Source organism: Alphaproteobacteria bacterium (assembly GCA_018667735.1).
In the GTDB taxonomy this organism is placed as follows: domain Bacteria; phylum Pseudomonadota; class Alphaproteobacteria; order Rickettsiales; family JABIRX01; genus JABIRX01.
The window spans coordinates 1-24,055 of sequence record JABIRX010000028.1 but is presented as its reverse complement, the minus strand read 5'-3'; the positions used below and the strand labels follow the sequence as shown (position 1 = coordinate 24,055).

General features: G+C 31.4%; 23 protein-coding genes. 9 read left to right on the top strand and 14 right to left on the bottom strand.

What is annotated here, in order from left to right:
* The first annotated feature begins 112 nt into the window (after window positions 1-112).
* Window positions 113-1,162, top strand: a complete 1,050-nt coding sequence (locus tag HOH73_02910; GenBank protein MBT5827808.1) for a hypothetical protein — start codon at window positions 113-115, stop codon at window positions 1,160-1,162.
* Here the strand turns inward: HOH73_02910 and HOH73_02905 are convergent.
* Window positions 1,136-1,567, bottom strand: coding sequence for a DUF3429 domain-containing protein (locus tag HOH73_02905; GenBank protein ID MBT5827807.1), 432 nt, complete (start codon window positions 1,565-1,567; stop codon window positions 1,136-1,138). The genes HOH73_02910 and HOH73_02905 overlap by 27 nt on opposite strands.
* Before the next feature lie 486 nt (window positions 1,568-2,053).
* Between HOH73_02905 and ilvB the strand changes: the two genes are divergently transcribed.
* Window positions 2,054-3,802 carry a biosynthetic-type acetolactate synthase large subunit gene (gene ilvB, locus HOH73_02900; protein ID MBT5827806.1) on the top strand — a complete coding sequence of 583 codons (1,749 nt, stop codon included), beginning with the start codon at window positions 2,054-2,056 and terminating at the stop codon, window positions 3,800-3,802.
* Window positions 3,799-4,317: an acetolactate synthase small subunit gene (gene ilvN / locus HOH73_02895; GenBank protein MBT5827805.1), complete on the top strand. Its 519-nt coding sequence runs from the start codon at window positions 3,799-3,801 to the stop codon at window positions 4,315-4,317. Before ilvB ends, ilvN begins: the two co-directional genes overlap by 4 nt.
* Window positions 4,318-5,132: 815 nt before the next feature.
* Here the strand turns inward: ilvN and glpX are convergent.
* Complete coding sequence (gene glpX / locus HOH73_02890) at window positions 5,133-6,128, bottom strand: class II fructose-bisphosphatase (protein MBT5827804.1); 996 nt, start codon at window positions 6,126-6,128, stop codon at window positions 5,133-5,135.
* Between the two features lie 74 nt (window positions 6,129-6,202).
* Here glpX and HOH73_02885 point away from each other — a divergent pair, with 74 nt between their 5' ends.
* Together HOH73_02885 and HOH73_02880 are read left to right on the top strand one after the other, a co-directional pair.
* Window positions 6,203-6,886, top strand: coding sequence for a hypothetical protein (locus HOH73_02885; GenBank protein MBT5827803.1), 684 nt, complete (start codon window positions 6,203-6,205; stop codon window positions 6,884-6,886).
* Window positions 6,887-6,890: 4 nt separating this feature from the next.
* The gene (locus HOH73_02880; GenBank protein ID MBT5827802.1) at window positions 6,891-8,018 is read left to right on the top strand and encodes a hypothetical protein; all 1,128 of its coding nucleotides are present in this window, start codon (window positions 6,891-6,893) and stop codon (window positions 8,016-8,018) included.
* A gap of 210 nt (window positions 8,019-8,228) precedes the next feature.
* On the opposite strand, the gene HOH73_02875 is transcribed toward HOH73_02880, so the two are convergent.
* The 6 genes from HOH73_02875 to HOH73_02850 form a co-directional block, all read right to left on the bottom strand.
* A complete protein-coding gene (locus HOH73_02875) occupies window positions 8,229-8,735 on the bottom strand; it encodes a hypothetical protein (GenBank protein MBT5827801.1) in 507 nt (168 codons plus the stop codon).
* 7 nt (window positions 8,736-8,742) lie between these two features.
* Window positions 8,743-9,690, bottom strand: a complete 948-nt coding sequence (gene mdh, locus HOH73_02870) for a malate dehydrogenase (protein MBT5827800.1) — start codon at window positions 9,688-9,690, stop codon at window positions 8,743-8,745.
* 75 nt (window positions 9,691-9,765) lie between these two features.
* Window positions 9,766-11,298, bottom strand: a complete 1,533-nt coding sequence (gene rho / locus HOH73_02865; GenBank protein ID MBT5827799.1) for a transcription termination factor Rho — start codon at window positions 11,296-11,298, stop codon at window positions 9,766-9,768.
* Window positions 11,299-11,388: 90 nt separating this feature from the next.
* Entirely contained in the window at window positions 11,389-11,823 is a 435-nt protein-coding gene (gene hemJ, locus HOH73_02860; GenBank protein ID MBT5827798.1) for a protoporphyrinogen oxidase HemJ, read from the bottom strand.
* 14 nt (window positions 11,824-11,837) lie between these two features.
* Entirely contained in the window at window positions 11,838-12,092 is a 255-nt protein-coding gene (gene rpmE, locus HOH73_02855; GenBank protein ID MBT5827797.1) for a 50S ribosomal protein L31, read from the bottom strand.
* Window positions 12,093-12,172: 80 nt separating this feature from the next.
* Window positions 12,173-14,368: a TonB-dependent receptor gene (locus HOH73_02850; protein ID MBT5827796.1), complete on the bottom strand. Its 2,196-nt coding sequence runs from the start codon at window positions 14,366-14,368 to the stop codon at window positions 12,173-12,175.
* Between the two features lie 229 nt (window positions 14,369-14,597).
* Between HOH73_02850 and HOH73_02845 the strand changes: the two genes are divergently transcribed.
* The 3 genes from HOH73_02845 to HOH73_02835 are packed head-to-tail and all read left to right on the top strand — an operon-like array spanning window position 14,598 to window position 15,958.
* Entirely contained in the window at window positions 14,598-15,011 is a 414-nt protein-coding gene (locus HOH73_02845; GenBank protein ID MBT5827795.1) for an energy transducer TonB, read from the top strand.
* Between the two features lies 1 nt (window position 15,012).
* Window positions 15,013-15,546 carry a MotA/TolQ/ExbB proton channel family protein gene (locus tag HOH73_02840; protein MBT5827794.1) on the top strand — a complete coding sequence of 178 codons (534 nt, stop codon included), beginning with the start codon at window positions 15,013-15,015 and terminating at the stop codon, window positions 15,544-15,546.
* Window positions 15,539-15,958, top strand: a complete 420-nt coding sequence (locus tag HOH73_02835; protein ID MBT5827793.1) for a hypothetical protein — start codon at window positions 15,539-15,541, stop codon at window positions 15,956-15,958. The genes HOH73_02840 and HOH73_02835 overlap by 8 nt, the downstream gene beginning before the upstream one ends.
* On the opposite strand, the gene thiD is transcribed toward HOH73_02835, so the two are convergent.
* The 5 genes from thiD to HOH73_02810 form a co-directional block, all read right to left on the bottom strand.
* The gene (thiD, locus tag HOH73_02830) at window positions 15,928-16,734 is read right to left on the bottom strand and encodes a bifunctional hydroxymethylpyrimidine kinase/phosphomethylpyrimidine kinase (GenBank protein ID MBT5827792.1); all 807 of its coding nucleotides are present in this window, start codon (window positions 16,732-16,734) and stop codon (window positions 15,928-15,930) included. The genes HOH73_02835 and thiD overlap by 31 nt on opposite strands.
* Window positions 16,655-18,097 carry a phosphoglucosamine mutase gene (locus HOH73_02825; GenBank protein MBT5827791.1) on the bottom strand — a complete coding sequence of 481 codons (1,443 nt, stop codon included), beginning with the start codon at window positions 18,095-18,097 and terminating at the stop codon, window positions 16,655-16,657. Before HOH73_02825 ends, thiD begins: the two co-directional genes overlap by 80 nt.
* Before the next feature lie 83 nt (window positions 18,098-18,180).
* On the bottom strand, window positions 18,181-18,975 hold the full coding sequence (locus tag HOH73_02820; GenBank protein ID MBT5827790.1) for a type II secretion system protein: 795 nt from the start codon (window positions 18,973-18,975) through the stop codon (window positions 18,181-18,183).
* Between the two features lie 41 nt (window positions 18,976-19,016).
* On the bottom strand, window positions 19,017-20,552 hold the full coding sequence (locus tag HOH73_02815) for a methionine--tRNA ligase (GenBank protein ID MBT5827789.1): 1,536 nt from the start codon (window positions 20,550-20,552) through the stop codon (window positions 19,017-19,019).
* Window positions 20,545-21,477 carry an AAA family ATPase gene (locus HOH73_02810; GenBank protein MBT5827788.1) on the bottom strand — a complete coding sequence of 311 codons (933 nt, stop codon included), beginning with the start codon at window positions 21,475-21,477 and terminating at the stop codon, window positions 20,545-20,547. Before HOH73_02810 ends, HOH73_02815 begins: the two co-directional genes overlap by 8 nt.
* Before the next feature lie 41 nt (window positions 21,478-21,518).
* Between HOH73_02810 and ilvC the strand changes: the two genes are divergently transcribed.
* Window positions 21,519-22,532, top strand: coding sequence for a ketol-acid reductoisomerase (gene ilvC / locus HOH73_02805; GenBank protein ID MBT5827787.1), 1,014 nt, complete (start codon window positions 21,519-21,521; stop codon window positions 22,530-22,532).
* A 335-nt stretch (window positions 22,533-22,867) separates the two neighbouring features.
* Here ilvC and HOH73_02800 read toward each other — a convergent pair.
* Window positions 22,868-24,055: ankyrin repeat domain-containing protein (locus HOH73_02800; protein MBT5827786.1), on the bottom strand; the 1,188-nt coding region annotated here is incomplete at its 5' end.

Genomic DNA, 24,055 nt, shown 5'->3' with positions numbered 1-24,055 from the left:
CTAATATAATTAGGTATGCTTTGCTTTCTTAGTGGATTTGCAGTGTAATTAACGCCTTCTTTTTTATCTAAAAACATGGAATCTTTTTTTATTAAACAACAAGCATATTAAGATGAAAAATTTATGCAATGATACTATTGAAAATTTAATAATTTTATTTGAAGACTTTTTTGCACAGAAAAATATACAATTATCATTTAATCTTGAAATAGAGGGGCTCTATCAACAAAATGACAATTTAACAAAGCTGCAATATTACCAAAAACTAAACCAGAAATTAAAGAGCTATAATATAAATGCCAAAATAAAAGAGGAGTTTTGGCATAATCAATGGGAGTATGAAACTAATTTTCAAATTGGAGAGCTCAATAAAATTAGATCTGATTTTGCGTTATTTAGTAAAAATATAACTGACATATTTGCACCAAATAAAGTGCTTCTAGAGCCTTGTAAATATAATTGGCAAAAAGATGAAAAGGGAAAAAATATACATGTACCAAATGCAATACAAATAAATGTTAGTCTATGGCAAAATGGTTTAAACTTATTAGCTGATAAGAAATATGCTTATAATTTGCAAAATTTATTAATTAAAAACTCAGTAAATAATTTGGTCTTTTTTATAGCTGATCAAGCAAGCTTAGATCGGCTTTTGCTCAGAAATGAATATAATCTACATGATGAATTAATGTCGCCACATGATATTTCCGGCGGTAATCAAGGAAGCATAGCCTATTATGCAGAAAAAAACAAAAAAAATGTAGTTAATCATTTAGATACAGATTTTACAAAGCTTAAATATGCAATAAATAAATCAGTTGAAGATTGGCATAAATTTGCCCGCATAGAATTTAGATTAGCTTCTAGCTCTAAAGCATATCAACTAGATTTGCATTTATTGTTTATACTCATAAATATCTATCTTGCCACAGAGTATTTTGCACCAGAAAAACCAGTAACCGAGGATAAGCAAAGCTACTCATTGCCAGAATATTTCAAGCATGCTAAAGAAGATAATATTACTTCTCGCTTTATAAAATCAGGCTTTAGCCCCATAAATGAGGAAATTTTTTGGCCGGAAAAATATATAAATAGTAATGAAGTTAATCACTTACTTAAAAAATTACTAATCGAATTAAGAGAAAATTATATTTGCGCCTAAACATAATGAAACAAGGGCGGTTATATTTAGGCGTAATTTAAAAAACCAACTTGCAATAATTTTTGCTTTATAGGCATAAAAATCTAAAACTAAACAGAATAAAAATGCCACTAAAATTGTTGCATAGCTAAAAACATAATCTGTGCTTAATAAGTTGTAATATGCAATTAGAGCAATAATGTTACTTATTATTAAGTAATAAATCGCATAATTATTTTGCTTTAAACCATAAGAAAAATTAAGCCCACTTACAAAAGATAAAATTACCACAGCGTAGCTTATAAGCAGTAAATTTACTTTGATATTAAAGAAATATTCAACTGCTAAAACATTCAATATTGTAAAAAAAACAAAAGGAAGCACGCCAAGATATGTTAATATTTGTGTAGTTATTTTATTAGTCATATATTTAAAACAATGTTTTATTTATCAGATTATTCTATAGCTTTATATTCACAAAATATAATTTGCATTATTTTATGCTATAAAAATCTAAAATAAATCATGATAGCTAGAAATTATTTAAAGATTATTTGCAAATTTTATGTGTGTATAACAAATAATGACAAGAAAATTACTTGCTGATATGGAAAAGCACAAAATCACAAAAAAGAAAGATGCTAAAAGTTGTTTTAAGTAATAAATATAGTAAATTTTGTTTAAATTATCAAAATTATGGAGGTGAACTTAATTATTTATTCATGAGAGAGATATAAGAGTTTTTAGGTTATGGGGTGAATGGATTTGGATGTTTCTCTCTTTAAATGAACATAAATTATGTTACTTTTTTTGATATAATAGCTTTGGTTTTTTTCTTACTTATAAACACCTAATTTACTTGAAAGGAAGATATAATGGTATATGTTTGGAGAAGTTAAATTTAATTAAGTTATGACAAAAAAATTTATAGGCGCGAATATTCTAATTAAAGCCTTGGTAGATAATGGGGTTACCAATATTTTTGGTTATCCAGGAGGTGCAGTTCTTCCAATTTATGATGAGCTCTTTAAACAAAGCACATTGAGACATATTTTAGTGCGTCATGAACAAGGCGCAACTCATGCAGCAGAGGGTTATGCCAGATCTTCAGGCAAGATAGGGGCTGTATTAGTAACCTCAGGGCCAGGCGCAACTAATACTATTACAGGATTGATGGATGCGATGATGGATTCAGTGCCGCTAATTTGTATTACTGGTCAAGTACCAAGTGCTTTGATTGGTACGGATGCTTTTCAAGAAGCAGACACTGTAGGGTTAACCAGATCTTGCACTAAGCATAATTATCTAATTAAAGATGCAACTAAAATAGAAGAGACAGTACATGAAGCGATAATGGTTGCAACTACTGGCAGGCCTGGTCCTGTGTTAATTGATTTACCTAAAGATATCTCAAATACAGAAGTTGAATATAAAGCAATAAAAAGCGTAACTAGAGCTTCTTATAAATTATCTGCTAAGCCTAAAAAAAATAAAATAAAAGAAGCGGTAGAGTTAATAGCAAAAGCAAAAAGACCAATCTTTTATATTGGAGGTGGTGTTATTAACGCGGGGCCGGAAGCTTCTAAAACCTTAACACAATTAATTAAAGCAACTGGATATCCAGCCACGGCAACCTTAATGGGGCTTGGTGCCTTTCCATCTACTGATGAGCAATTTTTGGGTATGCTTGGTATGCATGGAACCTTAGAAGCAAATATGGCTATGGCAAAAAGTGATGTCATGATTAATGTTGGGGCAAGATTTGATGATAGAGTAACAGGTAGAACTGATAAATTTTCAGTAGATTCAAAGAAAATCCACATTGATATAGATACTTCTTCAATTAATAAAAATATTAAAGTTGATGTTGCTATACAAGCCGATGCAGGGCTAGCTTTGACTGAGATCTTATCAGGGTGGCAAGAATTGAATAAAACTGATAGTGCAGAGCAAACTAAAGATTGGTGGCATAAAATTGCAAGTTGGCGCGCGGAAAAATCACTTTCATTTGAACAAAAAGGTAAAGTAATAAAGCCACAAAAAGCTGTGCAAGCTTTGTATGAAGCAACTAAAAAACAACATCCTATAGTTTCAACTGATGTGGGACAGCACCAAATGTGGACAGCGCAACATTTTAAATTTGACTCTCCAAATGAATGGTTAACCTCTGGAGGAGCGGGTACTATGGGTTATGGTTTACCAGCAGCTCTTGGCGCCCAAATTGCTAATCCAAAGAAATTAGTATGTTGTGTCACTGGAGAAGCATCTTTTATGATGAATATTCAAGAATTATCCACAGTGAAGCAATATCGTACTCCAGTTAAAATTATGATTCTTAATAATAGGTATATGGGTATGGTAAGACAATGGCAAGAATTGTTCTTTGGCGATCGCCATAGTGAAAGCTATATGGATGCTTTGCCTGATTTTGTTAATTTAGCTGAAAGTTTTGGTATAAAAGGTCTTAGGGCTACTAATCTTGATGAATTAGATGATAAAATTGCTGAAATGCTAGAGCATAAAGGGCCCGTGTTATTTGATTGTATGGTTGATCCTAAAGAAAATGTTTATCCAATGATACCAGCTGGGGCTGCCCATTATGAAATGGAGTTAAACCCAAAACAAAAAGTAAAAGTTAAATTAAATAAAAATTTAGTATGAGTAACGACACTTTAAAAATAGAAGATAAGCATGTTATTGCTATCTTAGTTGATAATGAATTTGGCGCATTAGCTAGAGTAGTTAGCTTATTTTCAGCTAGAGGCTATAATATAGAAACTTTATCAGTTGCAGTAGTAGATGAGGTTAAAAATATTTCTCGAATCACTATAACTACTTATGGTTCACAAAATACTATAGATTTAATCATCAAATTATTAGAACGTTTGGTACCAGTGCATAAAGCCATAGATCTTTCTGATTCAATGCCCCATATAGAGCGAAGTTTAGTTTTAGTAAAAGTAAAATTAACCGAAGAGACTAGGGAAGAAATTATCAGAATAGGTAATATACATAATGCAAAATTAGTTGATAAGGAAAAAAACTATTTTATGTTACAGGTTGCAGATAAACCTTCTAGAATTAAAAATTTCATAGATTTACTAGAACCTTTCGGAGTTATGGAAACTTCATATACGGGCTCTGCTGCGTTATCCCTTGGGCTAGAAAAATTATAATAGTAATTTAGATTTTTTAAGAGAGCTATTTTTAGTGCCTTTATATGTAACTTAATTTATATATATGATCGCTTAAAATTTGTGCTATTTGTTTGATCTAAATTTCGGGTTGTACCAATTCCAGTCTTCAGATACATTATATAATTTACCCTACTAACGCTCATAATAATTTCCGTTATTTATCTTGCTCAGACAAATTTGCATATTTTTTCTTTGAATCTTTTAAGCTTTTATAAACTATGTTTTTGCTTATGTTACCTTTGATATATTGAGCATAACTTTTCTATTGGCTTTAAGTTCTGAGCTATTTAGAGGGCTTAAGGATGCTTTTTATCCTTTTACATCTTGTAGAAGATATTTGGAGTATTGATGCCATCTGGTACCATCTGTTGTTATAGTAATGTCTTTATGCTTTATGATTAAGTTGGGATTATTTTCTTACTATCTAGTTGTTTTAGTGGATAACTTTGATCTAAATTCCTTGCTTATGTTTAGATTATATTGTTATTCATCAGTGTAGCTCAGATCTTTATCGATACTGGTAAGATATATTTAAAGATTAAGCAGTTTCTTTAATGTTATTCTCATATACTAATTTAGCTGATAATAATTTTTTAAATATAGTTTCTTGTGTAATTAGATCCTCTGCAAATTCACTCTCTTGATAGAATTTTAGCCTATAACGGAATTTATATTATTTAATTGCTTAATAATTAACATTATAAAGCAGTGACAATAAAGCCTTAACAATATTGTTATTTGTCATCATTCTTCAATTAAGACTCAATAAATTATAAAAATTTATTAAATCTTAATTACTTAATAGTTTGCTCAGTGGTTATAGTTCTAACAGTTCTTGTGGCAGAACGCATAACAATAGAATGAGTTATATTTCTACCCTTATAGTGCTTAACACCATTTAACATGAAACCATCAGTTACACCAGTTGCGGCAAACATAACATCCCCTTTAGCCATTTCTTCATGCGTATATTTTTGATTTAAGTCAATAATACCCATTTTTTTTGCGCGCTCTATCTGGGCTTTATCGTCATAAAACTTTAAACGAGCCTGCATTTGACCGCCAGTAGCTCTTAATGCCGCTGCTGCCAAAACACCTTCAGGTGCACCGCCAATACCAAAGTAAATGTCAGCAGAGGGGTTTGGAATTGCAGTAGAAATTATTGCTGCAACATCTCCATCAGTGATAATATTTATTCTTGCTCCTGCTTCTCTAACCCTGGCAATTAATTCATTATGGCGATCTCTATCTAGAATTACAGCAGTTAAGTCAGAAATATCACAATTTCTAGCTTTAGCTAAATTTTGTAAATTTGTTTTTGGACTATTATCTAAATCAATAACACCATTAGGTAAGCCATTACCAACTGCAATTTTATCCATATATACATCTGGCGCATGTAAGAAGCAGCCCTTTCTTGCAAAAGCAATAACAGCTAGTGAATTTGGACTTCCTGTTGCACATAAATCAGTGCCTTCTAATGGGTCTAATGCAATATCAATAGCCGGACCATTTCCATTACCTACCTTTTCACCAATATAAAGCATTGGGGCTTTATCCCTTTCTCCTTCGCCAATTACGATAGTGCCATCTAGGTCCATAGTATTTAGAGAGTCTCTCATTGCATTTACGGCAGCTTGATCTGCTGCGTCTTTTTTACCTTTACCAATCCATGAGCTACATGCCAAAGCCGCGAATTCGGTTATTCTTACAGCTTCTAAAGCAAAATTTCGGTTAAGATTAGTTTCGCTTCTATGTTCATTTATTAGCTCGATATTCACGTCTTTCATTTAACAATTAATTAATATTTATATTTATCATAAAAATTTAAACATTATTGTCTATATTATTTATAGTTAAATACATGTTCACAAAATATATAGCACATGCATGCGGAGGTATTGAGAATATATCTTATAGTAATTCATTAGAAGCTCTTAACTTAGCATATGAAAATGGGCATAGATATATTGAATTTGATATTAATCATACCACTGATGGTGAATATGTTTTGCTGCATGATTGGCAGAAAACTAGAGATAAAATATTTAACAAAAAGGGCAGGGCCAGCTTAGCAGAATTTAAAGCTGATAACATGATAAATAATTATCAACAATTAACTTTAGCAGAGATTTTAATTTGGTTCAAAAAACACCCAGATTGCTATATCGTTTCGGATACAAAAGATGTTACTCCAGCGGAATTTCTTGCTTTTGTAAAAAAAACAGAGCCTCAATTAATTGAGCGTATAATTGTACAAATTTATTATTTTTCTCAATATCAAAAAGCTATTATATATCACCCAAAAGCCATTATCTTTGGTGCATATCATAATGAGTATAGTGAAACAGAAATAATCGAGTTTTTAAAATATAATCCATGTGCAGCCATTTCTATGACCCAAGACAAAGCTGAAAATAATTTTGCTTTTTTAGTTAAAAAAGAATTAAACTTACCAACAATAACTTTTACTATTAACGATATAGAAACAGAAAAAAAATTCCAGAATTTAGCTATAGATTTCTTTTTTACTGATTTCCTAAAATAACAAAATGATATATATAGATTCCCAAATTGAATTTGATAAATTATGCAATAAATTAACCAGTGAAGCAGCCATCGCTTTTGATTGTGAGTTTATTAGAGAGACAACTTTTGTTCCTTTATTATGCTTAATGCAAATAGCTACAAAAAAACATATTTATATTATTGACCCACTTAAATTAAATTTAAAATTATTTTTAGAAATTTTACTAGATGATAATATTCTAAAAATTATGCATAGTAGTTTGCAGGATATAGATGTTTTTTATAAAAATTTTGAGGTAATCCCAAAATCTATATTTGATACTCAATTAGCAGCAAGCTTCCTTGGTTTTGGTGATAGTATTTCCTATGCTAAATTAGTTAAAAAAGTTACTAAAACTTCACTATGTAAAGAAAACAAATTAGCAAATTGGCAAAAAAGGCCCCTAACTAATGCTGAGTTAACTTATGCAGGAAATGATGTAAAATATTTGTTTGAATTATATGAAAAATTAAATGCAGATTTACTAAAACTTAAAAGACAAAATTGGTTCCAAGAAGAAATTGAAAATTTATATAATTTAGAAAATTATTATCTAGATCCAGACATAGCCTGGAAGAGAGTCTCACAAAATAGTGAAATTGAGTTTTTTCTTAACTATTTAAGAGCTTTTACAAAATATAGGGAAAATTTAGCTGTTAGTAAAAACAAACCACGAAGATTCATTATTCGAGATGAATTTCTCATTAGATTAGCAAAATTAAAACCAATAAAAATGGAAGATTTTGAAAAAGATAGAATCTTAAAAAAAATGACACCCAAATATATGTTGGAAGATTTATTAGTAATTGCTAAAAAAACTAAATTAGAAAAAACTGAGCTAGTAGTTGCTAAGAAAGAGAAGTTAAATGATAAGAAAGAGTTAATTGCAGATTATTTGAAAATTTATTTAAAATATGTTGCAAAAGAATCTAAAGTTTCAGTAAAAAATATCGCTTTAACGAAAGACATAGAAAGATTCATAAGAAGCGCTCAAGTGCCATTCATGACTGGGTGGCGTTATGAAATTTTTGGAAAAATAGCTAAAAAAATATTAACAGGCGAAATAGCCTTAATCATAAAAAATGATAAATTAGAGCTTAAAGAAATATAAAGATTAACTTACTTTATTAAGGTAATTAAGGTTATGTTAAATCTTGGTGAAAATATTATTGTAACTAAACATGTAAGGCTAGATATAGAAACTATCAAGCTTATCTAAATTAGACAGCTTCATAAAGTTCTGAAAAAGAGTAACAAAATATTGACGTTTGCAATAATTTTTAGCACATCAAGGCAAATTAGAGCAAAAGAGATCTAGTTGTTAACTTCTTTTTTCTAATGTTGTTAATCTTGCATTAAGATCCTTGTATGAATAAACATTATCTAACATATTATATAATCTATTTATCTTACGATATGCTCGCCAAATAAAGTAAATTAATGCGATTGTGGAAAAAGATAAAATAGCTAAAAAGATTTGTACTAAAGTAATAACTTTATTAGCTCTTTTTTTGATTTCTTCTAGCTCTGCTATTTTTGCTTCTATTTGATTTGCAGCATTATTAATTTCTAAGGTAATTTTCTCATCATAAGCATCTATTTTACTATTCACTCTTTGTTCTAAAGCATCTAATTTACTTACAGCTTCGCCCTTTAGATCTTTGGCTAAAGAATCTAAGGAGATGCTAACTCCTTTATTATTTTCAAGAGACTTATCCATTTGCACCTTAGCATTATCTTCAAGTTTTTCTAAAGCATCATCTAGGTTAAAAGCAAAAGAGATATTAATTGTTAGAAAAAAAGATAAGGTAAGAATGATTTTTCTCATGTTAAACCTAAATATTGACTAATTTTATTAAATTTTGCACTGAGCCAACTGATGCATCAAACTCTTTTTGTTCATCATTTGTTAAGCTTAATTCGACTATCTTCTCAACACCATTAGCGCCAATTACAACTGGAACTCCTACATATGTGTCTTTCACTCCATATTCGCCATTTAAATATGCGGCACATGGTAAAATTCTTTTTTGGTCTTTTAGATATGATTCTGCCATTAATATAGCGCTAGAAGCGGGAGAGTAAAAAGCGGAACCAGTTTCAAGTAACTTTACGATCTCAGCACCACCATTTTTAGTTCGCTCTTCTATTTGTTTTACTTTTTCATTGCTAATCCAGCCCATTTTAACTAGCTCAGTTACTGGAATACCGTTAACGCTAGTAAATCTCATTAAAGGAACCATAGAATCTCCATGTCCTCCCAAAACAAAACCACTTACATCTTCAACTGAAACATTTAAAGCTTCTGCTAAAAAACATTTAAGTCTAGCCGTATCCAAAACACCAGCCATACCAACTACTTTATGGTGAGCAAAACCAGTAACTTCACGCATTACCCAAACCATAACATCTAATGGGTTAGTAATTACGATAACAAATGCATTTGGAGCATGTTTTTTTATACCAGCTCCTACTTGTTTAATTACATTTGTGTTAATATCAATTAAATCATCTCTGCTCATGCCAGGTTTTCTTGGACTACCAGCTGTAACAATAATTACATCAGAGTCTGCTATATCAGCATAGTCATTCGTGCCTTTGAAATTTACATTAAAATTCTCAATACCGCCACTTTGCGCTATATCCAGAGCTTTACCTGTAGATATTGTTGCTGATAAATCAAGTAGTACAAAATCTCCTAATTCTTTTAATGCAATTAAATGTGCAAGGGTTCCACCAATATTACCAGCACCAATCAGGGATATTTTATTTCTTTTAGGCATAATTATATTAAAAAGTTTTTATTTTTTTAGCAATAATCACTTAAATAGTCAATTAGCTATTTTAAGCGTTCTAAATTACTGATTCATTGTTGCAAAAAACTCGCTATTACTTTTAGTTTTTTTAATTTTATCAGCTAGAAACTCCATTGCTTCTATTGTGTTCATTGAGCTTACTATCTTTCTTAATACCCACATTTTGCTAAGATCTTTAGGATCCACTAACATATCATCTTTTCTGGTACCAGATTTATTGATGTCTATCGCAGGATAAATTCTTTTGTCGGATAATTTACGATCAAGCACTACTTCTGAATTACCTGTACCCTTGAACTCTTCAAAAATAACTTCATCCATACGCGAACCTGTTTCAATTAAAGCTGTGGCTATAATAGTTAAAGATCCACCATTTTCTATGTTTCTAGCTGCACCAAAAAATCTTTTAGGGCGTTGCAGGGCATTTGAATCAACACCTCCTGTTAATACTTTTCCAGATGATGGCACTACAGTATTGTAAGCCCTAGCTAATCTTGTTATTGAATCAAGTAATATAACTACATCCTTACCTTGTTCAACCAATCTCTTGGCTTTTTCACTAATTAAATCTGCTAATTGTACATGGCGAGTAGCAGGCTCATCAAAAGTTGAGCTAATCACTTCACCTTTTACAGATCTAGACATATCTGTAACCTCCTCAGGTCTTTCATCGATAAGTAAGACTAATAGAGAGATATCGGGGTGATTTTCATTAATTGCATGTGCGATATTTTGCATTAATACAGTTTTTCCAGTACGAGGTGGTGCAACTATTAAAGCTCTTTGCCCCTTACCAATAGGAGCAACTAACTCAATTACTCTATTTGAAATATCTTTTGCCTTGGAAATATCTAGCTCTAAATTTATTTTCTCTTGTGGATATAAAGGGGTTAAATTATCAAAGTTTGTTCTTCTATGCCTTGAACCTGAAAGCTCTTCTTTATTTAGTTTGGTTACTTTTTGTAAAGCAAAATATCGCTCACTTCTTTTAGGAGACCTTATTTCACCTTCAATTACATCACCAGTTCTTAAGCCTAACTTTCTAATGTGATTAGGCGAAACATAAATATCATCTGGCCCTGATAAATAATTAGTTTCTGGTGCACGTAAAAAGCCAAAGCCATCATTTAAAACATCTAAAACTCCACCACCTACAATTTTGTCACCATTATATGCCGCGTTTTTTAATATTTGAAATAGCAAGTTTTGCTTAACCATTGTATCAGCATTTTCAACTTCTAACTCTTGCCCCATAGTTACAAGCTCGTTAGTTGGTAGTAATTTCAACTCAGTTAAATCTAAGGTTTTTCCACTTGGTACAATTTCGCGAAATTTTTTATGGTGATCTGGTTTCTTATGTCTTGGTTCCTTGCTTGAGTCCTTGCTTTCACCTTCTGGGCCTTTGGCCTCTTCCTCCTTGTTAGTAACTTCTTTTTCTTTTATGTCAGAATTGTCAGTCTCAACAGTTTTAGCTTCTATATCTTCGCTTGCAACTTCTTCATTTTCAGTTGGTTTACTCTGCTCTTTACGAAGGCCTAAAAAGCGGCGACGCTTCTGCTCTGGTTCTTTAGTCATGATAATGTGGGAATATATAGATTCTTTATGAAAAATGACTTTATTTTATATTTAAATTTAAGTCAATATTAATTTGCTAGTTAGCTGTTGTTAAAAGGGTTTTACGACAACCAAGATAACAATAATAATCATTAGCAAAGTCGGAACCTCGTTGATTGTTCTGAAGAATTTTTGTGTTTTTTTATTGTTGTCTGAGGCAAAATCTTTAGTTAATTTTGCAAAATACCCATGTGTGGCACTAAGTAGTATAACTAGAGTTAATTTGGCATGAAGCCAGCCCGAGCTCATATAGTAAGCGGTAGATTGCGAGATTACCAAGATACCAAATATATATGAAGCGATCATAGCCGGATTCATAATATATCTGAGTAGTCTTTTCTCCATTACTTTAAAGGTCTCAGAGGTTTTGGAGCCTTTTTGCTCTGCCGCATGATAAACAAACAAACGAGGCAAATAGAGCATACCCGCCATCCAAGCGATTATTGCTATAATATGTACTGACTTATACCAAAGATAAAGTTCCATTAATTAAGTAGCAATTATTTCTGTTCTGTATCAGTGCTTTTTTTAGCCATAAAGCTAACACCGCTGAATCTTTCTTTAAATTTAGCAACTTTACTTACATTTTCATTAATGTAAGTTGAATTTCCAGTCCAAGCAGGATGGGTAGTTGGATCAATGTCCAATTTTAAAGTGTCACCTGCTTTTCCATATGTAGATCTAGTCTTAAATTTAGTACCATCTAACATTTGGATGTTAATTTCATGATAATCTGGGTGTATTCCTTGTTTCATAATCTTTTGTAACTTAAAGTTGGAAAAAAATTTATAGCAATAATTTTGCAATATGCAAGTATTTTGCTGTAAACTACTTATTAAAATTTATATTTCAAGCCAGTTAGAATTGTTCTTGGCTTATTAGGTCTTGCTCCATAAGGTCTTCTAGCAACTATATTTACTTTATCAAAAATATTATCTATAGCTAAAAAGTATTTAGCTTTTTTAGATATGTTATAATTAAGTGCTATGTCAGTAATAAAGCTTTGATTAGTTTTCTGGCTTTTATCAACCGAGCCACGCCCTGCAATAGTCCTCATTTTGCTGGTGTATTTTCCAGAAATATCTAAAGAAAATTTATCATTTTCAAGTGCAAGAGAAATATAATATTGATGTTCTGGTATATAAGGTAATCGATCACCTTTTGTTACACTGCCCCATTCATCAAAAGAAGAATCAAAGTTATTCTTAAATTTAGCGTTATTATAGCTGTAATTTAGGCTGAAGGGAAGATTTAAAGTTTTCAAATTTAAAAATCCTGAAAAATCATAATTTAAGCCAAATTCAATTCCTTTTGATGCGACTTCACCAGCATTAAATTGCTCTCCCTCAGTGCAATCACCCCCAGATGATAAAGTGCAATTACCAAGTAGATTGCTGTAATCATGATAAAATGCTGTAAATGCTGTGTGTAATTTTCCTTTATTAAATTTGAAGCCCGTTTCGTAATTTACACTTTCTTCAGCTTTCTCATTAGTGGAACCTGGACTTGGTGGAGCAAATCCTTTATGTATTCCTGTGAAATAGTTTAAGTTATCATTGTGAGCATAAGCAATAGTTATAGCTGGTACAATAACATCTATAGTATTTTCTGTGTTATTACTAATGTCACTCATATCTTCTCTAGTTAGAATAATATGTTCGTATCTAGTGCCCGTAGTAAGGCTAAATTTACCTGCTTTTATGTCATCCATGATATATGCACTATAGCTTTTAGCACTATCTTCTCTGTTAGCGTTTGAACCTGGATTTCCAGATGTTGTTAAATTCATCTCACCAGATGTTATTGAATATGAGTCTTCATGTTGGAAGCGATCTTCTTGATCTGCATGATATCTAACCCCACTATTTAACTGATGTTCATATTTACCCAGCTTGAACTTATGTTGTAAAATAGACTCAATTCCGGTGGCATAATAATCGCGATTATTTGCTTTCAAGGTTAATTTATTATTGCCATCACCAGCTAAATCTACATCACCTTTAAGCGCAGTTAAGTAAGTGCTATCTGCTAAGGCGGAACCAAGTTTTCTAGTAGCTCCAGCAACAGTAATAGATTGTAGTTTATACCAATTTCTGCTAAAGTTATTACGATATAAAGTAGTGGTTAGATCATATTTGTTGAAATCTATGTGATGTCTTAAATGTAATTGCTCATGATTAGCATCCATCTTGTCTTTTTGTGATGCAGCATAACGCATATACGGGTTTGCCGCAAAGTCTTCGTCAGTTAAACCTAAATATGTTTCATGTGAAGTTTCGTTAGTTTTGCCAATTTTTACTTCTAAAGATTGATATATTTCATTTTCTGGGTTGGAAGAGAATTGAAATTTTGCCATGTAATCACTTAGGTCGTAACCACTATTTCCACCTACTTTATCAATGGTTTTGAAACCATTAGTTGCTTCATGATTAAAATCTAAAACATAGCCAAAATTACCAGAGGTTTTACCATGCTTAATTTTGAACCTTTTAGTTTCATCGCTTCCATATGCAGTGAATATTTCACCTTGTTTTTTTTGAGGTATTGCAGAAGAAATCAAGTTAACCGAACCATTGGTTGATCTTGGACCAAACTTTATTGAGTTCGAACCAGTTTTAACTTCAACCGCATCCATTCTGCTGATCCTTGGAAAATAATATGCGCTTGGCGCAGCATATGGTGCTGGTGCAATTAAAATTCCATCTTCCATTATATTTATATCTGCACTTCGCTCAGATCTACCACCCCTAAAGCTAATATTAGGTCTGTTACCATAACCTTCCTCTTCTTGTAAAATTACTCCAGGTATAACTTTCAAAACTCTATTAATATCGCTATACTCATTTTTTTCTAATTGGTCCTTGCTAATGAAATGAGCGGAGCTGCTAGCTGAAATTGCTTTTTTTTGATTGCCAATAACCATGATTTTTTCCATGATTTTATTTTGCTGCACCACATTGTTGTTAGCATAAGCAATATAGGGTAATAGGAATATTAAAAAAAATATTTTTGTTATTTTGTTATTTGACATTTTGCAATAGAGCGTGTAAAAGATATTGATAATCATTATCATTATCATTAAGATATTTTTAGTCAACAGAAAAATGAATGTTTGTTACACAAGTTTAGATAATATAAAATACAGAGTTATAAGTTCTGTTTTTTTTGCTTTATTGTTCCATCTCATGCTATTTTTTTATATAAATAGTGGTAATAGCACTATAATAATAGACGCTAATTTAAACAAACAAATCAGTAATATGCTTAGTTTAAATTTAACTAAGGTAAAGATTTTAGAAGAAAAAATTGTTAAAAAAACGGAAGTTAAACAAAATTCATTGAGCAATAAAGCTGATAATATAAAAAAAGATAAACCAAAGGAAAACTCCTACATACCTACTACTACAGAAGTAAAATTAAAGGGTGATAAAACACCGCCACATTACCCAAATAGAGCTTTGAAGCTTGGTCAAGAAGGTAAAGTTTTAGTTGAAGTATTATTAGATAAAGATGGTAAACAAATAAAACAAGAAGTTATAAATTCATCAGGATATGTTTTGCTTGATAAGGCGGCCTTAGAGGCGATAAAAAAATGGAGTTTTTTACCACATAAATTGCAAGGTGAAAATAGTAAAGCATTTATACAAATACCTATAGAATTTAAAATTAGTTAAGATGATAGCTCAGATAGGTCCGTTATTTTATCCTTTAATTATTTGTTCCTTTTTGGCGGCAATATTAATTATAGAACGCTCTCTATATTATATAAGATTAACTTCTATGCATAAAGATAAGCAATTCTTAAATTTACAATCATTGCTACATAAAAATAAAAATTTAGATAAAAATATCAGAGATGATATAATCTCAGTTGAATTATCAAAAATTAAAGAAAGTTTGGAATTTGGTTTAAGGTTTTTACGCATGATTGCAATGCTTAGTCCTATGATAGGTTTGTTGGGCACTATTATTGGAATAATAGATTCTTTTGAAGTTATAGCTACTATAAATGAAGCTGTCTCGCCAGCTTTAATTGCAGATGGTCTGTGGGAAGCCATGCTTACAACTGCTTTTGGACTTGCAATTGCAATTGTTATTTTGTTCCTAACTTTTATTTTTGCACGAATTGCTGAAAAAAGAATTTTGCAATATCAATTAGGTTTAAATAATATTTCACTTGAGATGGCGGGAGTTAAGTATAGTGATTAAAGTTAAGAGTACAGAAAGAAATAATATTTTTAACGATTTTATTCCTGACCTTACACCTTTATTAGATGTAATGTTTCTTTTAATTTTCTTTCTAATTTTAACTACAAATAGTCTGCCATATAAAATTGACTTAGATATACCTAAAGATAATGAAGGCGCTGCAACACAAAATAAAGAGCAAAATATTTTAATGGTAAAGATCTTAGCTAATAATAAAGGTTGGCTTATTGAAGATAAGGAGTTTGCTAACTTTGATTTATTTAAACAAAACTTACTTAATAATCATAAGCGTAAAGCGCAACAAATAACTATAATGAGCGAAGCAAGCGTAAGAGTTCAGGAATTTATTGATCTGTTGCTGTTTTTACAAAAACATGAAATTCAAACTGCAGATATTTTAGTTAAACAGTGATTTAAGGTACCATTACCATTACCGGGTATAATTGCATGTTCAATAGCCTTATATACATATGTTCTAGCATTCGCGACCGCCTGTTCCAAAGGGGCTTTTTGTGCAATAAAAGTAGCTATGGCCGATGCTAAGGAGCAACCACTTCCATGATTATTATTATGTTTGATTCTTTTACTTTCAAAAATGATATGTGAGTCTTGCATAATTAAAACATCATTAATCTCAGAGCTATCTATATGACTACCTTTAATTAAAATATTTTTTGCACCAAGTTTTTGCATGTATTTACCTGCATTTATCATCTCATTTAAATTAGTTATCTCCATGTTGCTTATGACTTTTGCTTCAGCAATATTTGGGGTGATTAAATAGCAATTAGAAATAATATTAGATCTTAAAATATTTAAGGATTCTAAATCAGTTTGGGCAAGTGCAGCGCCGCTAGTTGCAATCATGACAGGGTCTAAGATTATTGGGGTGTCTGGAAGTAATTTTCTTAATATTATAATTATTTCATTTAAAATATTAAAATTATAAACCATACCAATTTTAATGGAGTCTATGCTAATATCAGAGCAAATAGTGGTAATTTGAGTAGTTATAAAATCTATACTAATAGGTAGTATCTCTTTAACAGCTTGAGAGTTTTGTGCCGTTAGAGCGGTTATAGCTGTGGTTGCGTAAGCACCTAAATTATTAATTGTTTTTAGATCCGCCTGAATTCCTGCTCCTCCTCCCGAGTCGGAGCCAGCTATTACTAAAATTTTTCCATGCATTATTTAAAATATTTTTAGGTTTATTAGAAGTTTCATCAGTTTTTACAGTTTTGGCAATTTGTTCTGCAATTTTATTTATCTCATTTAATTTTTGCCCTTCAACCATGATTCTGATGAGCGGTTCAGTACCAGACTTTCTAACTAATACTCTGCCATTATCACTTAATTTGCTTTCCGCTTCTTTTATTGCTGCAACTAAGGCTGGATCTTCCAAAGAAAAATTCTTATTTATTTTAACATTTAATAAAGTTTGGGGCAGGGGAGTAAAAAGAGTAGAAAATTTATTCTCTGACTCTACCATTACGGCTAAAACCTGTAATGCTGCAATTAGGCCATCTCCTGTAGTTGAGTAATCTGATAAAATAATATGTCCAGATTGTTCTCCACCTACATTATAGCCCTTTTTTTTCATAAATTCCGATACATAGCGATCGCCAATATCAGTGCGTTTTAATTTAAGGTTTAGTTTATTTAAGTGTTTTTCTAAGCCAAGATTAGACATTTTAGTAGTTACTACTCCTCCACCTTTAAGTAACTTATTTTTTTGCCAATATTCAGCAATAATTGCAATGATTTGATCACCATCAATTATTTTTCCTTTAGCATCAGCAACAATTAGACGGTCTGCATCCCCATCTAGGGCAATGCCAATATGTGCTTTATTTTTTACTACTGCTTTGCATAAATTTTCAGGTTTAGTTGAACCACAATCTTGATTAATGTTGAAGCCATCCGGACTAACTCCTATGGAAATAACTTCAGCTCCTAGCTCCCATAAAACATTTGGTCCAATTTTATAAGCAGCACCATTTGCGCAATCTATAACAATTTTTAAGCCATCTAAAGTGTTTTTTTTAGGAAAAGTATTTTTGATATGTTCAATATATCTACCAGTTGCATCTTCTATTCTAGATGCTTTACCTATTTCTGCTGCTGGAGCTAAATAATTAGTAAGATCTTTTTGCATCAAATCTTCAATGTCTTTTTCAATCTTATCTGATAATTTATGACCATCTGGTCCAAATAATTTAATACCATTATCTTGATATAAATTATGAGATGCAGAAATCATTATACCTAAATCTGCACGCATTGACTTAGTTAGCATTGCTACAGCTGGAGTTGGTAATGGTCCAGCTAAAATAACATCCATACCCATAGAAACTAAACCTGAAGTTAAAGCTGTTTCAATCATATAACCTGATAATCTAGTATCTTTTGCAATAATAACGCGGTGGCGATGATTACCTCTACGAAATTTTATCCCTGCTGCTTGACCAGCTTTCATAATAATATCAGGCGTGACATTATCTTTATTTGCCGTACCTCTTATACCGTCTGTACCAAAATATTTGCGTGACATAATTTATTTAGTTTTATTTTAAAATAGTAAATTCTTCTTAAATTGCCAGAATAAACTAATTCTATACACAAAAATTTGATTAGTTATTTAGCAATATCATAGCCAGATACACTCTTAAATTTAAAGCCCATGATACATTCATTACTATCTATATTCATATTATATTCCCAATTACTATTCTTTGCTTCACTATTTGAAACTCTATTGCCATCACCATCAATTAAGCAGTTACTACTATCCCAATCAGTGTCATTATAGCCATTACGCCCATATACAAAGCCTGTACCTGGGCTACCATCATCTATTTTCCGATCAAGCTCATAAGCTGTATTTGCATCTAAAATTGAGTTTTTACCAATATCCCCATTAGTTTTTCCAGCTAATATAAGCATATGCTCATCTGGAAATTCTGGCCACTCATAATGAATAATAGCATATTGCGCTCCATCAATCACTGAAGCTGGCACATTAATATTTGCTGTTTGGGTTTGCTCATCTCCATCTCCTGTACCAGAAAATTGCCCAGCATAAAAATCGGTTAAAGTAAGATGATACCAGGCCAAATGAGCTTCACTATAAGCTTCAATAACATTATCCCCATCTCCATCACAAGAAACTGAGCCGCCACTACAATTACTAGACCAAAACTTAGATGCTTGGTCAAAATCGCCAGGCATTTCTTGTAGTGCGTCGTAAAAGCTTGAAATGGCCACATTGATTTCTTCCACTTCAATTGCTGCTAGCCTTATAGCAGCTCCTTTCTTAAGATCAAAAGCAACTAAGGCAACGGAGGATAATATGCCAATTATGGTAAGAATGATAGCCATTTCCACCAAAGAAAATGCAGATTTAGATTTTTCTTTTTGTATGCTAATCATTTTTTAAGCTTAACATTTTTAATGCAAGGTTGCAATTTTAATTATAAGCGTGGAAAAATTGCTTCAGGAACAGGTAAGCTTTGCCCAGTAACTAAGGCGTTATTGGCATTAATTTTATTGAAGTTCCTATCTTCTTTAGCCACTGCTAAAAATTCTAAGGTTTTACTAGCGCCATCAGGAATTACAGGTAATAAATATATAGCAAGAACTCGAATAACTTCTGCTAAAACATATAATACAGAATACATTCTTTCTAAGTCAGTTTTTTTCAGCTGCCATGGAGCTTGCTGATCAATATATTCATTAGCGTCAGATGCTAAATTAACTATTTCTGCTAGATAACTACTATAATCTTGTTTATCAATATGAATTCTTAATTTACTTAGTAAATTATATGATTTTTCTAATAATATTTGATCAATTTTCTCAGAAATTTGATTAGCAGGTACCAATGCAAAGCAGTTTTTTTGAATCATAGCTAAAACTCTTTGTACTAAATTACCAAAATTATTAGCTAAATCGCTATTGCATGTTCTAGTTAGTTCGGTCTTAGAAAAATTACCATCATTGCCAAACTGAACCTGACGCATGAGAAAGAATCTCAATTGATCTAGACCATATTCGTTAATTAATTCTAGAGGGTCAATAACATTACCTAAAGATTTGGAAATTTTTTCTCCTTCATTAGTCCACCAACCATGGGCAAAAATTTTCTTTGGTAAAGGTAAATCTGCTGCCAGCAAAAAAGCTGGCCAATAAACTGCATGAAATCTTAAAATATCTTTGCCTACCATATGCACATCACAAGGCCAATATTCATCAAAATCTTTTTTATTAGCTGTGGAAAAGTCTAAAGCTGATAAATAATTAGTTAAAGCATCTAACCAAACATACATAATATGCTTATCGTTATTTGGTACTTTAATGCCCCATGAAAAGCTAGTTCTAGATATAGATAAGTCTTTTAACGCTCCTTCTACATATTTTTTGCCACCCCTGACAAAAGATACAACCTCATTTTGCCTAGATTTAGGCGCAATAAAATCAGGCTGATTAGCATATAATTCTAGTAATTTATCTTGAAAAGCAGATAATTTGAAGAAATAACTTTCTTCTTCCATCCACTCTACTTCCGCTCCTGTTGGAGCCTTGCCAGCAATTAATTCTTCTTCATTATAAAAAGCCTCATCTCGAACTGAGTACCAGCCAGAATATTTATCCTTATAGATATAGCCATTATCATTTAATCTCTGCCAAAATAACTGCGCAGTTTTTTTATGTCTTACTTCAGTTGTTCTAATAAAATCATCATTACTGAAATTCATTTTTTGTGCTAAATCTATAAAATATTTAGCAACCTGGTCAGTGAAAATTTGCGGGTCTAGGTCTTTTTTTTGCGCAGATTTCTCTACTTTTTGCCCATGCTCATCAGTGCCAGTTAAAAATTTTACTTTATAGCCATCTAGTCTTTTAAATCTTGCTGAAATATCGCATGCAAGTGAGGTGTAAGCATGTCCAATATGGGGCTTGTCATTAACATAATAAATGGGTGTAGTTATATAGTAATTTTTAGACATAAAGCTTTTTCAATTTGTTTATATTATTAGTAACAAAATTATCCTTTTCTAAATTGATTTTTTTGGCTGCATTGAAATCTTTATTAAATGCAGCATGAAAATCATTTAAATTATTAATTAGATCAATGTTAGTTAAATTATTTTTTATCTTTTTATATATAAGATAATGAATAGAAGCTAATAAATTCTCAAAAATTTGTGACTCCTTCTTAAAGTTATATTTTGAAATGATGTTTGTGAGGTCAGAACTATTTTTCACTGTTAATTCCTGTTCTATAGCTTCTAACATGTCTAAGCCTTGACTATTGGCAAACTCTATGGCTTGACCTGGCTTGGCCGGAAAAATTTCAAATAACACATCCATGTTTTCAGTGATGTTGTTATGTGTTAGGATCTCAGAAAAACTAATCTTATCAAGTTTGGGCAATTTAATCTTATTGGCTCGAGATAAAATAGTTGCTAATATTTTTTTGCTATCATGACAAATAAGGTAAAAATAGCAGTTTTTTATTGGCTCCTCAAGGATTTTAAGGATGCTATTTGCGGCATTCAAATTTAAATTATCTACAGCATCTATTAAAATAATTTTATTATTTGCTTGTGAAGCAGTAAGATACATAAAGTTTTTAATCTTTCTTGTTTGCTCAATTGTAATTTCATTTCTTGCTTTGCTAACATCTGCTTCGATAATTAATAGATCTGGATGCGAATTTAACTCAGAATATTGCAGAGCTGATTTGCCAAGATGTTTAATAATTAGATATTCACATAATTTTCTTTTACCTGTACCTTTATTTGCTTCAAATAAATTTACGGGCATAATTTTATTCTGCTGTTGTAATAAAACTAGATCAGAAATAACTTGATCATAACCTATAGGTCTATTTAGGTCATTTTCATTGCTTGCAAAAAAATCATCATTCATTATTATACCGCATATTATAAATAATTATTAAAAGGATAGAAATGTCACTCACAGTATATTACGACAAAGATGCTGATTTGGAAATAATAAAATCTAAAAATATTGCAATTATTGGTTATGGTTCACAAGCGCATGCGCACGCAAAGAATTTACGCGATTCAGGAGTTCAAAATATCAAAATAGCATTAAGATCAGGTTCTGCTTCCAAAGCTAAAGCAGAAGCAGATGGTTTTACCGTTATTTCAAATAAAGAAGCTGCAGAATTTGCAGATGTTCTAATGATGCTTGCACCAGATGAGTCTCAAGCAGAAATTTACACAAATGATTTAAAAGATAATTTAAAACAAGGAGCTACTCTAATGTTTGCACATGGTTTAAATATACATTTTAAGTTAATCGAAGCAAGAGAAGATCTAGATGTTTGTATGGTTGCACCAAAAGGACCAGGACACACTGTTAGAGGTGAGTATGAGAAAAAAGGTGGCGTACCATGTTTAATTGCACTTGCCCAAGATGTATCAGGCAACACTAAAGCTTTAGCATTATCATATGCATCGGCAATTGGTGGTGGTAGATCAGGGATCATAGAAACCAGTTTCAAAGAAGAATGTGAGACTGACCTTTTTGGCGAGCAAGCTGTATTATGTGGAGGAGTTACTTCACTGATTCAAAAAGGTTTTGAAACTTTGACAGAAGCAGGTTATGCACCGGAAATGGCTTATTTTGAATGTTTACATGAAATGAAGTTAATTGTAGATTTGCTTTATGAAGGTGGTATTGCAAATATGCGCTACTCAATTTCTAATACCGCAGAATATGGAGATTTTGTAAGCGGAGCTGAAGTTGTAGATGATGGCTGCAAAAAGCGTATGAAAGAAGTTTTAACTAAAATTCAAAATGGTGAATTTGTTAAAGAATATATGGCTGATGCTAAACAAGGTTTTCCTAAAATGAATAAAATGAGAACTTTAGCTAAAGCACATCAAATAGAAGAAGTAGGAGAGAAATTGCGTGAGATGATGCCTTGGATTACACAGAATAAACTGGTTTCCTAATCATATAGTTCAGTAAGGGCTCTAATATGGCAGCCCTTGCCCTAACTATTCAATAGATATTACAATTATAAAATCACCAAATTATTTAAATCATTAGCTAATTTACGTAGCATGTTTTTTGGCAATTTTTTCAAGAGATATTTTAATCTTTTATAACATTATCTATCTGCATAAATATCATAGATTATTCAAGGATATAATTTGCACTATTATAATGTTATATCAGCAAATAGCTGAGCGTTTAACATAAAATAGTTTTACGTTAAATTATTATTAGGATTACAAAAAACATGTGGTTTCAAATCTAGCAATATCACAGGGAGAAGTTTGGTCTTTTACCTGAAATTATTATGCGCTCTTGAGCCAATAGCACCAACTTTGCGTAGTAAAGAAATTATTTGTTCATTTCTCAGATCATAAGCTAGATTAATTGGTCTCCTATATACAGCATTTACAACATTAATATCTGCTCCACCAATAATTAGCTCTGTTAAAATATCTACTCGTTGTTGTATAATAGCTATATGTATAGCTGCATTACCATAATCATCGCGAAGATTCAAGGGGTATCCTAAAGATATTAATTTGCGTATAATGTTGACATTTCCACGGTTTACAGCATATATTATGGGTGATTGTCCTGCTATAGTTACTTGCTCATTAATATTTATTAAGTTACTCAAAGCAGGAAGTATAGTTATATTATCCATGTCAATTGCAGCAAATAATAGTTGATATAACTCTGCTTTCGATGAAATATTATCTAATTGATGTGTAGAATTATAAGTAAGTAACGGATGTGGGGTAACAGTTTTATATGAAAGCTTAGGTTTCTTACTTATTTTTACAAATGAAAAATCTGGTTCAGATATTTTATTTGGTTTTTCAGCTTTAATAGTGCTTTTTTCTTGAGCTGCCTTTTTTATAACATCTATGGTAAGAATAGTTTTTGTTAGCTCTTCGCGCACTTTGGTGCTATCTTCTAGATTAATATCTTCAATCTGGTTAACCTTAACTTCTTCAATATACTGCTTTTTATTTTCAGTTAATTTAACAATATCAAATTCATCTTGATCTAAAGCAAATAGATCCGTCTCTTTTTTTATATTAGATGATTCGTTTTTGTTATCTATAAAGGCCGCATCATCTGTATTATCTACTTCAACAACTTCGTTAGCCATTTTGGAAATGTCTTTTGTGGGGTCAGCTATTAGGTCGCTTTCAACAGAAGTAAAATTTAACTTGTCGTTATTAGCAACTAGATCTTGAGTGATTGAGCTAACTTCTGCTTCATCTATAATTAAGTTATCTTCTGCTAAAGCATCTAGCTTATCATCATGAGTAACTGGGTCTTTGCTGATTGAGCTAATTTTTGTTTCATCTATGATTAAACCATCTTCTGCTAAAACATCTAGTTTGTCATCATAAGTAACTTGCTCTTGAGTGATTGAACTAATCTCTGCTTCATCTATGATTAAATTATCTTCTGCTAAAACATCTAGTTTGTCATCATAAGTAACTTG

Bases quoted from the DNA above. Each gene is read 5' to 3' on its own strand.
- HOH73_02905 (MBT5827807.1), bottom strand. From the start codon at position 1,567: ATGACTAATAAAATAACTACACAAATATTAACATATCTTGGCGTGCTT.
- HOH73_02840 (MBT5827794.1), top strand. From the start codon at position 15,013: ATGATAGCTCAGATAGGTCCGTTATTTTATCCTTTAATTATTTGTTCC.
- HOH73_02815 (MBT5827789.1), bottom strand. From the start codon at position 20,552: ATGTCTAAAAATTACTATATAACTACACCCATTTATTATGTTAATGAC.
- thiD (MBT5827792.1), bottom strand. From the start codon at position 16,734: ATGCATGGAAAAATTTTAGTAATAGCTGGCTCCGACTCGGGAGGAGGA.
- HOH73_02880 (MBT5827802.1), top strand. From the start codon at position 6,891: ATGATATATATAGATTCCCAAATTGAATTTGATAAATTATGCAATAAA.
- hemJ (MBT5827798.1), bottom strand. From the start codon at position 11,823: ATGGAACTTTATCTTTGGTATAAGTCAGTACATATTATAGCAATAATC.
- ilvC (MBT5827787.1), top strand. From the start codon at position 21,519: ATGTCACTCACAGTATATTACGACAAAGATGCTGATTTGGAAATAATA.
- glpX (MBT5827804.1), bottom strand. From the start codon at position 6,128: ATGAAAGACGTGAATATCGAGCTAATAAATGAACATAGAAGCGAAACT.
- HOH73_02850 (MBT5827796.1), bottom strand. From the start codon at position 14,368: ATGTCAAATAACAAAATAACAAAAATATTTTTTTTAATATTCCTATTA.
- HOH73_02845 (MBT5827795.1), top strand. From the start codon at position 14,598: ATGCTTAGTTTAAATTTAACTAAGGTAAAGATTTTAGAAGAAAAAATT.
- HOH73_02810 (MBT5827788.1), bottom strand. From the start codon at position 21,477: ATGAATGATGATTTTTTTGCAAGCAATGAAAATGACCTAAATAGACCT.
- HOH73_02825 (MBT5827791.1), bottom strand. From the start codon at position 18,097: ATGTCACGCAAATATTTTGGTACAGACGGTATAAGAGGTACGGCAAAT.
- mdh (MBT5827800.1), bottom strand. From the start codon at position 9,690: ATGCCTAAAAGAAATAAAATATCCCTGATTGGTGCTGGTAATATTGGT.
- ilvN (MBT5827805.1), top strand. From the start codon at position 3,799: ATGAGTAACGACACTTTAAAAATAGAAGATAAGCATGTTATTGCTATC.
- rpmE (MBT5827797.1), bottom strand. From the start codon at position 12,092: ATGAAACAAGGAATACACCCAGATTATCATGAAATTAACATCCAAATG.
- HOH73_02875 (MBT5827801.1), bottom strand. From the start codon at position 8,735: ATGAGAAAAATCATTCTTACCTTATCTTTTTTTCTAACAATTAATATC.
- HOH73_02910 (MBT5827808.1), top strand. From the start codon at position 113: ATGAAAAATTTATGCAATGATACTATTGAAAATTTAATAATTTTATTT.
- ilvB (MBT5827806.1), top strand. From the start codon at position 2,054: ATGACAAAAAAATTTATAGGCGCGAATATTCTAATTAAAGCCTTGGTA.
- HOH73_02885 (MBT5827803.1), top strand. From the start codon at position 6,203: ATGTTCACAAAATATATAGCACATGCATGCGGAGGTATTGAGAATATA.
- HOH73_02820 (MBT5827790.1), bottom strand. From the start codon at position 18,975: ATGATTAGCATACAAAAAGAAAAATCTAAATCTGCATTTTCTTTGGTG.
- rho (MBT5827799.1), bottom strand. From the start codon at position 11,298: ATGACTAAAGAACCAGAGCAGAAGCGTCGCCGCTTTTTAGGCCTTCGT.